This window comes from Phytobacter sp. SCO41, from assembly GCF_003073275.1.
GTDB lineage: Bacteria > Pseudomonadota > Gammaproteobacteria > Enterobacterales > Enterobacteriaceae > Phytobacter > Phytobacter diazotrophicus.
This window is the reverse complement of sequence record NZ_CP027225.1, coordinates 3,551,244-3,565,547: the sequence shown is the minus strand read 5'-3', so window position 1 is coordinate 3,565,547 and position 14,304 is coordinate 3,551,244. Positions and strand designations below refer to the sequence as shown.

Here is a 14,304-nt window from a genome sequence, read left to right as displayed (position 1 = left end):
AAAAAAATGCCGGATAGCATTGTGCATATCCGGCATACGGTACTACGGCTTCGCGCTGAATTGTAGCCCCGACATTCAGTACATTATCAGCGAGTTTTGCGCCCTTAGCCGATGGTCATCAGGCTGGCATTGCCGCCTGCGGCCGCGGTGTTGATACTCAGCGAACGCTCCAGCCATAAACGCTCCAGCAAAATGTTGCTCTCACCACGGGCAAAACCCTGTACCGAGATGATGGCACCATCGCGCGTCGCGATATGTCCGCACAGTTCGCGTAGCTGATCGGAGTCACCGTGATAGATAACCGCATCAAATGGCTGTGAAAGCAGGTTATCGAGCGCGGCCAGCGTGATCCTTGCGCTGACACTCTCTGGTAACGCGTTATGCAGGGTGCGGTGAAGCTCATCATCTGGCCACAATACCCGACAGCCGCTGGCGAGGGCTGCCGCAAGCTGTGTCAGGCTATCTTCTGCGTTGTCGGCCATGCAAAGAACCGACTCGCGGGGCAGCAGCGTCCAGGTATTGCGTTCACCGGTAGGGCCGGGGAGTACGCGCTGGATCCCGGTCTGGGCCAGTTCGCCAAACCGCTGGCAAATAGCCTGCAATGCCGGTTTATCCTCTGCCCATTGTGTCAGCGCATCCAGCGGATGGATCAGGCTCGGTTTAAGCTGTGCATCAAGCGGGAAGCGGGCATCGTGACGCGACAGCGTCTGCTTGATGGCCGTTTCCGGGCGGCTGGCGAGCAGGCGATAAAGGTACAGCGGTCCGCCAGCTTTAGGCCCGGTGCCAGATAGCCCCTCGCCGCCGAAGGGCTGTACGCCCACGACCGCGCCGACCATGTTGCGGTTTACGTACAGGTTGCCGACATGCGCGCTGCCGGTCACCTGAGCGATAGTCTCATCAATGCGGGTGTGAACACCCAGCGTCAGGCCATAACCTGCGGCATTAATCTGACTTACCAGTTTGTCGAGATCGTTGCGGCGGTAGCGCACCACATGCAGCACCGGACCAAAGACCTCTTTTTTCAGCTCGTCCACACTCTCCAGCTCAATCAGCGTTGGCATTACAAAGGTGCCGGTTCGCCATTCACGGGCATCAAGGGTGTTTTCATGGGCCGTCTGGAACACCGGGCGACCTTTCTCGCGCATTGCCTGAATATGTTTCTCAATATTCTCTTTGGCTTCGCGGTCAATCACCGGACCGATATCCGTTGTCAGGCGTCCTGGATTCCCCATGCGACATTCCGCCATCGCGCCGCGCAGCATGGTGAGGGTATGTTCGGCAATCTCTTCCTGCAGGCAGAGTACGCGCAGTGCCGAACAGCGCTGTCCGGCGCTATCAAAGGCCGAGGCGAGCACATCGACCACCACCTGCTCGGTCAACGCAGAAGAGTCGACAATCATTGCATTCAGCCCGCCTGTTTCGGCGATAAGCGGCGTCGGACGCCCTTGTGCATCCAGTCTTGTGGCAATATTGCGTTGCAACAGGCTTGCCACTTCCGTAGAACCGGTGAACATCACGCCGCGTACGCGGTTATCTGACGTCAACTGCGCGCCTACGGTTTCGCCCCGGCCTGGTAGCAGTTGCAGCACGCCCGGCGGGACGCCCGCTTCTCGCAGAATAGCGACGCCCTGTGCGGCAATCAGCGGTGTCTGCTCTGCCGGTTTTGCCAGCACGGTGTTACCGGCCGCCAGCGCCGCCGCGATTTGCCCGGTGAAAATCGCCAGTGGGAAGTTCCACGGGCTGATACAGACCACCGGACCCAGCGGGCGGTGGGTTTCGTTAGCAAAATCTTCCCGTACCTGGCCTGCGTAATAGCGCAGGAAATCGACCGCTTCACGGACTTCGGCAATCGCATTGCTGAATGTTTTGCCTGCTTCGCGTACCAGGATGCCGAGCAGTGTCTGCATCTGATCTTCCATCAGTACCGCCGCACGTTCGAGGATCGCCGCGCGCTCCTGGGGCGGTGTGGCAAACCAGATAGGCGCGTTATTCACCGCACTTTCCAGCGCGCGCGCCACTTCACTGCCGGAGGCTTCCCGAACATAGCCAACAACATCTTTCGGCTCTGCCGGGTTGAGCACGGGCTCCATTTCACCTTCCGCTACCGGGGTTTCCAGTAACGGTTTGGCCTGCCATTTCTGTGTCGTGCTGTTGAGCAGGGAAGAGGAGAGGGAGGCCAGTCGATGTTCATTGGCCAGATCCAGCCCTGCTGAGTTGATACGCCCCTGTCCGTACAGCCAGCGTGGCAGCGGGATTTTCGGATGCGGCAGGCCAACATGGCCTTCTTGTGTCGCCAGTTTCTCTACCGCCAGCACCGGGTCGGCCACCAGTTCATCGAGCGGCAGCGATGTATCGGCAATACGGTTCACAAAGGAGGTATTGGCGCCGTTTTCCAGCAGGCGACGCACCAGATAAGCCAGCAAGGTTTCGTGGGTGCCCACCGGAGCGTAGATGCGGCAAGGGCGGTTCAGCTTGCCGTCAGAGATTTTACCGACCACCTGCTCGTAGAGCGGCTCGCCCATGCCGTGCAGACACTGGAACTCGTATTGACCCGGATAGTAGTTTTGCCCCGCCAGTTGATAGATAGCGGCCAGAGTATGGGCGTTGTGGGTGGCGAACTGCGGGTAAATCAAATTCGGCACGGCGAGCAATTTTTTCGCGCAGGCCAGGTAGGAGACGTCGGTATAGACTTTGCGCGTATAGACCGGATACCCCTCCAGCCCTTCCATCTGCGCGCGTTTGATCTCGCTATCCCAGTACGCGCCTTTCACCAGACGGATCATCAGACGACGGCGACTACGTGAGGCCAGATCCGTCAGGTAATCAATGACGAACGGACAGCGTTTCTGGTAGGCCTGAATCACAAAACCGATGCCGTTCCAGCCCGCCAGTTCTGGTTCGAAACAGAGCTTTTCCAGTAGATCGAGAGAGATTTCCAGCCGGTCGGCCTCTTCGGCGTCGATATTGATGCCGATGTCATACTGGCAGGCAAGCAGCGCCAGTGATTTCAGGCGCGGGTAGAGCTCGTCCATCATTCTGTCGTACTGGGCGCGGTTGTAGCGCGGGTGCAGCGCAGAGAGCTTAATGGAGATCCCCGGCCCTTCATAAATGCCGCGGCCATTAGAGGCTTTCCCAATCGCGTGGATCGCCTGCTGGTAAGAGACCATGTAGGCCTCTGCATCGGCAGCGGTCAGCGCGGCCTCACCCAGCATATCGTAGGAGTAGCGGAACCCTTTTTCTTCCAGTTTGCGGGCGTTAGCCAGCGCTTCGGCAATGGTTTCCCCGGTGACGAACTGCTCGCCCATCAGGCGCATCGCCATGTCCACCCCTTTGCGGATCAGCGGTTCGCCGCTCTTGCCGATAATGCGGTTAAGCGAGTGCGACAGGCTGGCTTCGTTGTGGGTAGAGACCAGTTTGCCGGTAAAGAGCAGGCCCCAGGTGGCGGCATTGACGAACAGCGAGGCGCTGCGGCCAATATGCGATTGCCAGTTACCATTGCTGATTTTGTCGCGGATCAGCGCATCGCGGGTGGCCTTATCAGGAATGCGCAACAGCGCCTCTGCCAGGCACATCAGGGCCACCCCTTCTTGCGAAGAAAGTGAAAATTCTTGCAACAAACTCTGTACCATACCCGCCCGGCCGGACGCGGTCTTTTGGTTACGCAGCTTCGCCGCCAGTTGGCTGGCTAACTGCTGGGTATTTTCGGCAATCGGCGGCGCAAGACGCGCCTGCTCAAGCAGCATGGGAACCGCATCCGTTTCCGGGCGACGCCAGGCGGCGGTGATAGCGGCACGTGAAACCGACTGCGGCAAAATGTTTTCGGCGAATTCGAGGAAAGGCTGGGTACTTTCATCAGCGCTGCTATCGGCTTCATCGCTTTCGGTGTACTGACCCGCATGGGTCGCAGGCAATTCTGGAATTATTTCGTTATTTTCGAGTTTTTCCAGGTAGCTAAAGATGGCCTGCTTAATCAGCCAGTGTGGTGTGCGGTCAATCGATGCAGCAGCGGCTTTCAGTCGCTCACGCGTCGCATCATCAAGTTTAACGCCCATGGTGGTGGTACCCATGTTTTTCTCCTGCAATTTTTGTTGTGTGCAGACTATCCGTCATGTTGCAACTTTGTGCAACCTTGTTAAATGTGACTGGGTTAACAAGGTCAATATTGAACGATAAGTTAATTGTATGTAACTGGAATTGGCATACTGAATTACGGTTAAAGGCGAGTGAATTTGCGGTAGATAACACTTTTTTAAGGTGCAACCTTTGAAAGTGTGACATGGTGCAACCTGGTGGAAAATAATGACGGTTTCGGGATGAAATTAATGTAAATGCTGTGTTAAATCATTTGTGAATAACCGGGGCTTCCGGCAGGATACGGTCGCTTCATAACAACAATCACATCGCTACCCCGTTCCGGTGGTGAAGATAACGGGTAAATCCTGGAGACTTTTATTGATGGCAATTAGCACACCGCTGCTGGTGACCTTTTTCATTTATATCTTTGGCATGATTCTCATCGGGTTCTTTGCCTGGCGTTCAACGAAAAACTTTGATGACTATATCTTAGGTGGTCGTAGTCTGGGCCCGTTAGTGACTGCGTTATCCGCAGGGGCATCGGACATGAGCGGCTGGTTGCTGATGGGGCTGCCCGGCGCCATTTTTATCTCGGGTATTTCAGAAAGCTGGATCGCCATTGGCCTGACGCTTGGCGCGTGGGTCAACTGGAAGCTGGTCGCAGGTCGTCTGCGCGTGCATACCGAGGTCAATAATAATGCCCTGACGCTGCCGGACTATTTTACCGGCCGTTTTGAAGATAAAAGCCGCCTGCTGCGTATTATCTCGGCGGTCGTCATTCTGGTGTTCTTCACTATTTACTGTGCCTCCGGCATCGTGGCGGGCGCGCGTCTGTTTGAAAGTACCTTCGGCATGACATACGAGCACGCGCTATGGGCGGGTGCGGCGGCAACCATCATCTATACCTTTATCGGCGGTTTCCTGGCGGTAAGCTGGACCGATACCGTACAGGCGAGCCTGATGATTTTCGCCCTGATCCTGACCCCGGTGATTGTGATCCTCTCCGTAGGTGGCCTTGCGGACTCGCTGGAAGTTATCAAGCAGAAAAGCATCGAAAATATCGACATGCTGAAAGGGCTGAACTTCGTTGCCATTATTTCGTTGATGGGCTGGGGACTGGGATATTTCGGTCAGCCGCATATCCTGGCGCGCTTTATGGCGGCGGATTCTCACCACAGCATCGTCCATGCCCGCCGTATCAGCATGACCTGGATGGTCCTGTGCCTTGCCGGGGCCGTTGCCGTGGGCTTCTTCGGGATTGCCTATTTTAATAACCACCCTGAACAGGCTGGCGCGGTCAATCAGAACGCAGAACGCGTGTTCATTGAACTGGCACAGATTCTGTTTAATCCGTGGATTGCCGGGGTGCTGCTGTCAGCGATTCTGGCGGCGGTAATGTCCACCCTGAGCTGTCAGTTGCTGGTGTGCTCCAGCGCACTGACAGAAGATTTCTACAAAGCGTTCCTGCGTAAAAATGCCGGGCAGACCGAGCTGGTCTGGGTTGGCCGCGTGATGGTGCTGCTGGTGGCGCTGGTATCCATTGCGCTGGCGGCGAACCCGGAAAACCGCGTGCTGGGCCTGGTCAGCTACGCATGGGCAGGCTTTGGCGCGGCGTTTGGCCCGGTGGTGCTGTTCTCGGTCATGTGGTCAAAAATGACCCGCAACGGCGCGCTGGCCGGGATGGTTATCGGTGCGGTCACCGTTATCGTCTGGAAGCAGTTCGCCTGGCTGGGGCTGTATGAAATCATTCCGGGCTTTGTGTTCGGTAGTCTTGGCATTGTGGTGTTCAGCCTGCTGGGTAAAGCACCGTCTCGCGCGATGCAAGACCGCTTCGCCGAAGCAGACGCACATTATCACTCTGCGCCACCGACACGCTTGCAGGCCGACTGATCCCTCTTGCTAAACCCGCTTCGGCGGGTTTTTTCTTGATATAACAGTGCATTTACGCTCTTATCACATTGCTTATAACAATGAGGATAGCAAGATGAAGATAAAGACAGGGGTTACTGCACTGGCGTTCGCGGGTTTACTGGCAGGCTGCGTCGCACAGCCGGCAAAACAGGCGCAGCAGCCCGCCCAGAGCTGCAAAGCCGACAATCAGATGCAACAAACCACGCTCTATTTCGGCTTAAGCCGCCCGGCAGGGAAAGATGTCACCGCACAGGAGTGGCAGCAGTTTGTCGATACGGACGTGACGCCGCGCTTTCGTGATGGCCTGACGGTGTTTGACGCGCGCGGACAATGGCTGGGTAACGACGGCAAAGTGGCGAAGGAAGCGAGCAAAGCGTTAATGCTGATCCACGGGAAAGATGCCGGAAGTGAAAGCAATATCGAAACGCTGCGCACGCTCTACAAAACCCGTTTCGGGCAGGAGTCTGTGATGCGGGTTGATCAGCCGGTTTGCGTACAGTTCTGATAAAAAAAACGGCGGGTGTGAAGCCCGCCGTGAGAATTAAAGCACAACGCCTGCAAAAGCGGCGGAAAGCAGACTCACCAGCGTTGCACCATAGACCAGGCGCAAACCAAAGCGTGAGACGACATTCCCCTGCTGCTCGTTAAGCCCTTTAATGGCGCCCGCCACGATGCCGATAGAGGCGAAGTTGGCGAACGACACCAGGAAGACGGAGAGGATCCCAAGCCCGCGCGGCGTCATTTCAGCGGCAACTTTCTGCAGTTCGATCATCGCCACAAACTCGTTAGCCACCAGTTTGGTCGCCATAATGCTGCCCGCATGCAGGGCATCGGAAAGCGGAATGCCGACCAGCCACGCCAGCGGGTAGAACACATAGCCAAGAATTTGCTGGAAGCTGATGCCAAACAGGGTAGAGAAGAGGGCATTGACCGCGCTAATCAGGGCAATAAAGCCAATCAGCATGGCCAGGATAATCATCGCCACTTTGAAACCGGCCAGAATATATTCCCCCATCATCTCAAAGAAACTTTGTGATTCGTGGAGTTTTTCCAGCTTAATTTCCGGTTCGGCTTCCGGGCGCGTCGGGTTAATGACTGACAGGATAATAAAGGTGCTGAACATATTAAGGATTAACGCCGCCACCACATATTTGGCATCCAGCATCGTCATATAGGCGCCGACAATCGACAGCGATACCGTCGACATCGCGGTTGCGGCCATGGTGAACAGACGACGTGAGGACAGGTCGGCCAGAATCCCTTTGTAGGCAATGAAGTTTTCCGACTGGCCAAGGATCAGCGAGCTGACCGCGTTAAACGACTCCAGCTTGCCCATGCCGTTGAGTTTTGACAGCAGCGTGCCGATAAGACGAATAAAAATCGGCAGAATACGCCAGTGCTGCAAAATACCGATCAGCGCGGAAATAAAGACGATAGGGCACAGAACGCCGAGGAAAATAAATGCCAACCCTTTTTCACTCATCCCGCCAAAGACAAAGTTGGTGCCTTCACCTGCAAATTTGAGCAGTGTTTCAAAAAAGCCAGAGACATATTTAATTAGCGTCAGTCCGCTTTGCGCATGCAAAAAGAACCATGCCAGCGCCAGTTCAATAACCACTAATTGCAGAATAAAGCGCACGCGAACTTTGCGGCGGTCAAAGCTGGTGAGCCATGCCAGAGCCAGAATGACGACCAGCGCCAGCAGAAAATGTAGGAAGTTGATCATGTCGAAAATTGTGCAGGTAATTGGGGCGCTCATTTAGCCACAGCCCGTATACTCAGTAAACAAAAAGTTAATGATTTGTAAGCTAACTTTTTGCCATATACCTTCTGATTCTGCATAACAGCCGTTTCGATCAGTCTTAGTTTGCGACCCGGTTACATCCTTTCATTATTCATATTAATTTTCGCTTGAGTTTCTTTTTTCCGTAATGATAATCACTATCAAAGAAATTTACTTTTCTTTTCAGCAATTGACCATTGATGACAGCAGAGGCGTCCGCATGTTTGTTCCATTTCTCATTATGTTACGTGAAGGCCTCGAAGCGGCACTGATCGTAAGTTTGATTGCCAGTTACCTCAAGCGCACTCAGCGCGGACGCTGGATTGGCGTGATGTGGATTGGTGTATTCCTCGCCGCGGCGCTATGTCTGGCGCTCGGCATCATCATTAACGAAACCACCGGTGAGTTCCCGCAGAAAGAGCAGGAGCTGTTTGAAGGTATTGTCGCGGTGATTGCCGTGGTGATCCTGACATGGATGGTCTTCTGGATGCGCAAAGTCTCCCGCAACGTCAAAGTGCAACTGGAGCAGGCGGTAGATAACGCCCTCGCCAGCCGAAACAACCATGGCTGGGCGCTGATCATGATGGTCTTCTTCGCGGTGGCGCGCGAAGGGCTGGAATCGGTCTTCTTTCTGCTGGCGGCATTCCAGCAAGATGTGGGGATCTGGCCGCCTGTGGGCGCGGTGCTTGGGCTGGTTGCGGCCGTGGTACTCGGCTTCCTGCTCTACTGGGGCGGCATTCGTCTGAACCTCGGTGCGTTCTTCAAATGGACCAGCCTGTTTATTTTGCTGGTTGCGGCAGGTCTGGCGGCAGGGGCGATTCGCGCCTTTCATGAGGCCGGACTGTGGAACCACTTCCAGGATGTGGCGTTCGATCTGAGCAACGTGCTGACTACGCACTCTCTGACGGGCACGCTGCTGGAAGGCATTTTCGGCTATCAGGAGACACCGAGCGTCAGCGAAGTTGGCGTCTGGTTCCTCTACTTAATTCCTGCGCTGGTGCTGTATGTCATGCCATCGCGCTCAGGCTCGCAGCCTTCCAGAGCTGCACAATAATCGCTGTACCGGGTGAATTATAGTTACAACATACTTTAAGAAGGGAAGGGGTCATGGCAATTCATTTTCGTCGTAGTGCGTTACAGGCAGGGATCGCAACGCTGCTTTCTTGCGCGTTTGCTGCCCATGCAGCGGATGTCCCTCAGGTAAAAGTGACCGTCACGGACAAGCAGTGTGAGCCGATGAATCTGACGGTAAACTCGGGTAAAACGCAGTTCCTCATCGTCAACCAGAGTCAGAAGGCGCTGGAGTGGGAAATCCTCAAAGGGGTGCTGGTGGTTGAAGAGCGCGAAAACATTGCGCCGGGCTTTAGCCAGAAGCTGACCGCTAACCTGCAGCCGGGTGAATATGACATGACCTGCGGCCTGCTTACCAACCCGAAAGGCAAACTCATCGTTAAAGGCCAGGCGACGGCGGATGCGGCAAAAAGCGAAGCGCTGCTGAGCCTTGGCACTGCTATCACCGACTATAAAGCCTACGTGACAGCCGAGACAGCCGAACTGGTAAAAGGGACAAAAGCCTTTACCGATGCGGTGAAAGCGGGCGATATCGAAAAAGCGAAATCGCTGTATGCGCCGACGCGCCAGCACTATGAGCGTATTGAACCGATCGCTGAGCTGTTCTCCGACCTGGACGGCAGTATTGATGCCCGCGAAGATGACTACGAGAAGAAGGCAGACGATCCGAAATTCACCGGTTTCCACCGTCTGGAAAAAGCCCTGTTTGGCGACAACTCGGTGAAAGGCATGGACACCTATGCTGACCAGCTCTACACCGACGTGCAGGAGCTGCAAAAACGCATCAGCGAGCTGGCATTCCCGCCGTCAAAAGTGGTGGGGGGCGCTGCGGGTCTGATTGAAGAGGTCGCGGCGACCAAAATCAGCGGTGAAGAAGACCGCTACAGCCATACCGATCTGTGGGATTTCCAGGCTAACGTCGATGGCGCGCAGAAAATCGTCAATCTGCTGCGTCCGCAGTTGCAGAAAAACAACGCCGAACTGCTCGGTAAAGTGGATGCGAACTTTAAGAAAGTCGACGCTATTCTGGCGAAATACCGTACCAAAGACGGCTATGAGACCTATGACAAGCTGACGGATGCTGACCGTAACGCGCTTAAAGGGCCGATCACGACGCTGGCGGAAGATCTCGCTCAACTGCGCGGTGTGCTCGGTCTGGACTAACTATCATGAATGACAAAGAAGAGTACGGCGTTAGCGAGCCTTCGCGTCGCCGTTTATTAAAAGGTATGGGCGCGCTGGGAGGCGCCCTTGCCCTGGCCGGAGGATGTCCGGTGGCGCATGCGGCCAAACCGCAAAGTGCGCCAGGCACACTCTCCCCGAATGCGCGCATGGAAAAGCAGCCCTTTTATGGTGAGCATCAGGCCGGGATTTTGACGCCGCAACAGGCGTCGATGATGCTGGTGGCGTTTGATGTGCTGGCGTCCGACAAAGCCGATTTGCAGCGTCTGTTTCGTCTGTTAACGCAACGTATCGCTTTTCTGACCGAAGGGGGGCCGGCGCCGGAAACCCCTAATCCGCGCCTGCCGCCGATGGATTCCGGTATTCTCGGGCCGTTTATCGCACCGGATAATCTGACCATCACGGTTTCGTTGGGTGATTCTCTGTTCGATGACCGCTTTGGCCTGCGTGCGCAAAAGCCGAAAAAATTGCAAAAGATGGAGCGCTTTCCCAACGATGCGCTGGTCTCTTCATTAAGCCATGGTGACCTGCTGGTGCAAATCTGCGCCAATACCCAGGACACGGTGATTCATGCCCTGCGCGATTTGATTAAACACACGCCTGATTTACTGAGCGTTCGCTGGAAGCGAGAAGGGTTTATCTCCGACCACGCCGCGCGCAGTAAAGGAAAGGAGACGCCGGTAAACCTGCTGGGCTTTAAGGATGGTACGGCAAACCCGGACAGCAGTGATAACGCGCTGATGGACAAGGTTGTGTGGGTAACAAGCGATCAGGCGGAGCCTGCGTGGGCCGTGGGCGGTAGCTATCAGGCCGTGCGTATCATTCAGTTTCACGTGGAGTTCTGGGATCGTACGCCACTCAAAGAGCAGCAGACTATCTTTGGTCGCGACAAGCAAACCGGCGCGCCGCTGGGGATGCACAACGAGCATGATGTCCCCGATTACGCCAGCGACCCCGGTGGCGATGTGATTGCCCTGGACAGCCATATTCGTCTGGCAAATCCACGTACGCCAGAGACGCAGTCGAGCCTGATGATGCGCCGGGGTTATAGCTATTCCCTGGGTGTCACCAATGCCGGGCAGCTTGATATGGGACTCCTGTTTGTCTGCTATCAGCACGACCTGGAGAAGGGGTTTCTGACCGTGCAAAAACGTCTCAATGGCGAAGCGCTGGAGGAGTATATTAAGCCCATCGGCGGCGGCTACTTCTTCGTGCTGCCAGGGGTTAAAGACCAAAACCAGTATCTCGGGCAAGCACTGCTCGAAGCCTGAAAAAGAATCCTGCCTGAAGCCAGGCAGGATAATCTCTTATCTGTAGCATCCGTTCACACTTTTTCTGCCATCAAACTATCGATTTTTCGTATGAGAAAGTATCTGTTATTTTTCTGTAATATTCTTCGTAGACACTCTTTTCCATAGCGCAGGGTAAACGCTCGTTACCTTTCGGTGAAAATAATGTTGCGTTTATGCTAATTCCTGATGTACTTATTACATAGAATTACTGCCCTGCGGTGATGTCGTCACCTGGAGATCGCGGATGGTAAAGTCCACAACTGGACGTAACACCAACAAACAGCGCAACACCCGGCTCGGGGATGCACACTCCGGCAGTAAACGCTTCACCTCTGAATTTCTCTCCTTCATTCCTGTTTCTGATTTAACCGACATGGCAAGCGCTGATGACGGCTGCTTTGTTATGTCAATTTCAAAGGCAAGACATGGCTTAAAAGGAAGCCAAACCTCAGACGTTCGTGCGCATAATCGTGCCGATTTTGGTGCGTGTGATGTAAACCAACAACTCAAGGTGCTATCCATGGGAAGACAGAAAGCAGTGATCAAAGCTCGTCGTGAAGCTAAACGTGTGCTGAGACGCGATTCGCGCAGTCACAAACAGCGTGAAGAAGAGTCGGTCACCTCGCTTGTGCAGATGAGTGGCGTTGAAGCAATTGGAATGGCAAGGGATAGCCGTGATAATTCACCGATTGTTGCGCGTAATGAAGCTCAGGCGCAGTACCTGAATGCTATCGAGAGTAAACAACTGATATTCGCGACCGGGGAAGCTGGCTGCGGTAAAACATGGATCAGCGCGGCGAAAGCGGCGGAAGCCCTGATTCATAAGGATGTGGACAGGATTATTGTAACCCGACCGGTTCTGCAGGCCGACGAAGATCTCGGCTTCTTACCTGGTGATATTTCGGAGAAGTTCGCCCCTTATTTCCGGCCCGTCTATGATGTGCTGGTGAAAAGGTTGGGTGCGTCCTTCATGCAATACTGCCTGCGACCAGAGATTGGTAAGGTAGAGATCGCGCCGTTCGCCTATATGCGCGGACGTACCTTTGAAAATGCGGTTGTCATTCTTGACGAGGCTCAGAATGTGACCGCTGCGCAAATGAAAATGTTCTTAACGCGCCTCGGGGAAAATGTGACGGTAATCGTCAACGGTGATGTGACTCAGTGTGATTTGCCCCGCGGGGTGCAGTCCGGTCTGAGCGATGCGCTGTCGCGTTTTGAGGAAGATGAGATGGTAGGGGTGGTGCGTTTCACCACAGACGATTGCGTCCGCTCCGCACTCTGCCAGAGAACGCTGAAAGCCTACTACTAAGCTTTTTAGCGCATGATAAGAGCCCGGGAAACCGGGCTTTTTTTTGCTTTAAATAAAATCACTCACAGGTTTTTCATGTACTAAAACAGGTGGGTACATGTCGTCTGATAATCCTGCTAGTGTTATGCGCCGCTTTTTAATTATCAACATTGCCGTTGGCTATTTCGCCTTAGCTGTATGTGACAACTTCTACGGATCGGGCGCTGCCACTGATTGTTTTTAGGTGATGCTGGTAAATGCGGAACATTAAGTAAAAGTGTCATTATTTAAGAGGGAATTATGCGCGGGATTGTATGTATTTTAGGGCTGTCAGTCGTATTGGTTGGCTGCGATAAAGCGGTTGAAGATAAAAAGATTTCTGAACTGACAAGCGAAGAAGCTCAGACTTTATGTAAGTCGCCGCAGGCAATTGAGCAATTAACAAACAACTTCAAAGCGGGCACCAGTGAGTTTTTAACCCAACATCCCTTTAACTATTATCCTTTTAGCGATCGTAACGTTGACTCGACCAAAAGCATTACTGATTCGGAGCTGAGAAGAAAAAGTCGTATTGATGACAGTTTTCTCTATTCCGCTGATACCTTTAACAAAGGCTTTGGCCAGACTGACGTTCTGAAAATAAGTAACCCGACGCTTTCTGCAACAGGCCAGGACAGCCTGACCTGTAGTGCCCAGGCTGATTTCAGCAGTGATGAGATTTACGGTAAAGTCTTCTCAACGCCGATCTCCTATACCATCACTAAGGCTGATAAGAAAATTATCACCGAAGGGAAATTCGCGCTGGCCGACATGAAGCAAAGCAAAGTCGAGCCGACGGCGGGCCAAAAGGCGTGGCGTGATAAATATGAAGCAGAATTAAATGCAAAAGATCAGGCGCTGAAAAACGTTGCCGACAGCGAATACCAGCCGATTTCTACAAAAGATCTCTTTTATATCTATTTTGCCCAGACTCCGCGCCAGTTTAACGATGATGAACTGATGGGACTCTTTAGCAACAAATGGAACAACACCAGTGATTCATTTGCGAAAGAAGACATCAAAAAAGAAGAACTGCCGCAAATTAAAGCAAAAATTGCGCAATATAAAGACATCAAAAATATCGTCATTTATTCCACCAGCGATGGTTCTTATCATGATGAGGACTTCCTGAAGCTGAAAACAGCGTCGGGTGAAAACGCTATCAAAATTAACGATATGGGGATCTTTACCCTTACCGATAGCAGCTATGACTTTGCAAAGAAAGGCTATGAATATCATAACTTCCTTTGCAACATGAACGGGGGCATTACCGTCAACGAACGGGGTGTATCGTTATCTGTCGATAAGACCGTCCGTGGCTGCACAGTGCTGGTTCCTGACGATCAGGCCCGTGAGATCTCTGCGAAGTTCGCCGATTTCAAAGGCAAAGGCAAAAATGTCAGCACCTCAGCGAAATATTTCATCCATATCGACAGCATTAATGGCGATCGTAATACCATTGAGGCAACGCTGGTAAAAGATGATGTACAGCTTATCGACCCTGACACTAAAGCGGTGATTTTGCATACGGTCATTAATTAAAAGGCCGTTTAGCGCAACGAAAAATTGACGCCAGAATCCTGATTATAAATAGCCGGGCTTGTCCCGGCTTTTTTACGCTTATCGTTTCTGTGATACCCTTCTTTTTTATCCCTTATGCCATC

Annotated in this window: 9 protein-coding genes; 7 read left to right on the top strand and 2 right to left on the bottom strand. The window is 53.5% G+C overall.

The window, feature by feature from the left end; all coding sequences use genetic code 11:
- Positions 1–104: 104 nt before the first annotated feature.
- The gene (gene putA, locus C5523_RS17385; protein WP_108701625.1) at positions 105–4,067 is read right to left on the bottom strand and encodes a trifunctional transcriptional regulator/proline dehydrogenase/L-glutamate gamma-semialdehyde dehydrogenase; all 3,963 of its coding nucleotides are present in this window, start codon (positions 4,065–4,067) and stop codon (positions 105–107) included.
- 388 nt (positions 4,068–4,455) lie between these two features.
- Between putA and putP the strand changes: the two genes are divergently transcribed.
- Both putP and C5523_RS17370 read left to right on the top strand, forming a co-directional pair.
- Positions 4,456–5,964: a sodium/proline symporter PutP gene (putP, locus tag C5523_RS17375; protein WP_039078658.1), complete on the top strand. Its 1,509-nt coding sequence runs from the start codon at positions 4,456–4,458 to the stop codon at positions 5,962–5,964.
- A 94-nt stretch (positions 5,965–6,058) separates the two neighbouring features.
- Positions 6,059–6,490 (top strand): DUF3574 domain-containing protein, encoded by a 432-nt coding sequence (locus C5523_RS17370; RefSeq protein ID WP_108701624.1) that lies wholly within the window; start codon positions 6,059–6,061, stop codon positions 6,488–6,490.
- Between the two features lie 36 nt (positions 6,491–6,526).
- Here the strand turns inward: C5523_RS17370 and C5523_RS17365 are convergent, their stop codons facing one another.
- Positions 6,527–7,711, bottom strand: coding sequence for a NupC/NupG family nucleoside CNT transporter (locus C5523_RS17365; RefSeq protein WP_108701623.1), 1,185 nt, complete (start codon positions 7,709–7,711; stop codon positions 6,527–6,529).
- Between the two features lie 277 nt (positions 7,712–7,988).
- Here C5523_RS17365 and efeU point away from each other — a divergent pair, with 277 nt between their 5' ends.
- From efeU to C5523_RS17340, 5 genes are all read left to right on the top strand, one after another.
- A complete protein-coding gene (gene efeU, locus C5523_RS17360) occupies positions 7,989–8,822 on the top strand; it encodes an iron uptake transporter permease EfeU (RefSeq protein ID WP_039078776.1) in 834 nt (277 codons plus the stop codon).
- A gap of 53 nt (positions 8,823–8,875) precedes the next feature.
- Positions 8,876–10,003 (top strand): iron uptake system protein EfeO, encoded by a 1,128-nt coding sequence (gene efeO, locus C5523_RS17355; protein WP_108701622.1) that lies wholly within the window; start codon positions 8,876–8,878, stop codon positions 10,001–10,003.
- Positions 10,004–10,008: 5 nt separating this feature from the next.
- Positions 10,009–11,292 carry an iron uptake transporter deferrochelatase/peroxidase subunit gene (efeB, locus tag C5523_RS17350; RefSeq protein ID WP_039078662.1) on the top strand — a complete coding sequence of 428 codons (1,284 nt, stop codon included), beginning with the start codon at positions 10,009–10,011 and terminating at the stop codon, positions 11,290–11,292.
- Between the two features lie 541 nt (positions 11,293–11,833).
- A complete protein-coding gene (gene phoH, locus C5523_RS17345) occupies positions 11,834–12,622 on the top strand; it encodes a phosphate starvation-inducible protein PhoH (protein WP_039078777.1) in 789 nt (262 codons plus the stop codon).
- Between the two features lie 279 nt (positions 12,623–12,901).
- Positions 12,902–14,182, top strand: coding sequence for a hypothetical protein (locus C5523_RS17340; RefSeq protein WP_108701621.1), 1,281 nt, complete (start codon positions 12,902–12,904; stop codon positions 14,180–14,182).
- The last annotated feature ends 122 nt before the right edge of the window (positions 14,183–14,304 follow it).

Excerpts from the sequence above, each read along its gene's own strand:
- putA (WP_108701625.1), bottom strand. The coding sequence starts at position 4,067 with ATGGGTACCACCACCATGGGCGTTAAACTTGATGATGCGACGCGTGAG.
- putP (WP_039078658.1), top strand. The coding sequence starts at position 4,456 with ATGGCAATTAGCACACCGCTGCTGGTGACCTTTTTCATTTATATCTTT.
- C5523_RS17370 (WP_108701624.1), top strand. The coding sequence starts at position 6,059 with ATGAAGATAAAGACAGGGGTTACTGCACTGGCGTTCGCGGGTTTACTG.
- C5523_RS17365 (WP_108701623.1), bottom strand. The coding sequence starts at position 7,711 with ATGATCAACTTCCTACATTTTCTGCTGGCGCTGGTCGTCATTCTGGCT.
- efeU (WP_039078776.1), top strand. The coding sequence starts at position 7,989 with ATGTTTGTTCCATTTCTCATTATGTTACGTGAAGGCCTCGAAGCGGCA.
- efeO (WP_108701622.1), top strand. The coding sequence starts at position 8,876 with ATGGCAATTCATTTTCGTCGTAGTGCGTTACAGGCAGGGATCGCAACG.
- efeB (WP_039078662.1), top strand. The coding sequence starts at position 10,009 with ATGAATGACAAAGAAGAGTACGGCGTTAGCGAGCCTTCGCGTCGCCGT.
- phoH (WP_039078777.1), top strand. The coding sequence starts at position 11,834 with ATGGGAAGACAGAAAGCAGTGATCAAAGCTCGTCGTGAAGCTAAACGT.
- C5523_RS17340 (WP_108701621.1), top strand. The coding sequence starts at position 12,902 with ATGCGCGGGATTGTATGTATTTTAGGGCTGTCAGTCGTATTGGTTGGC.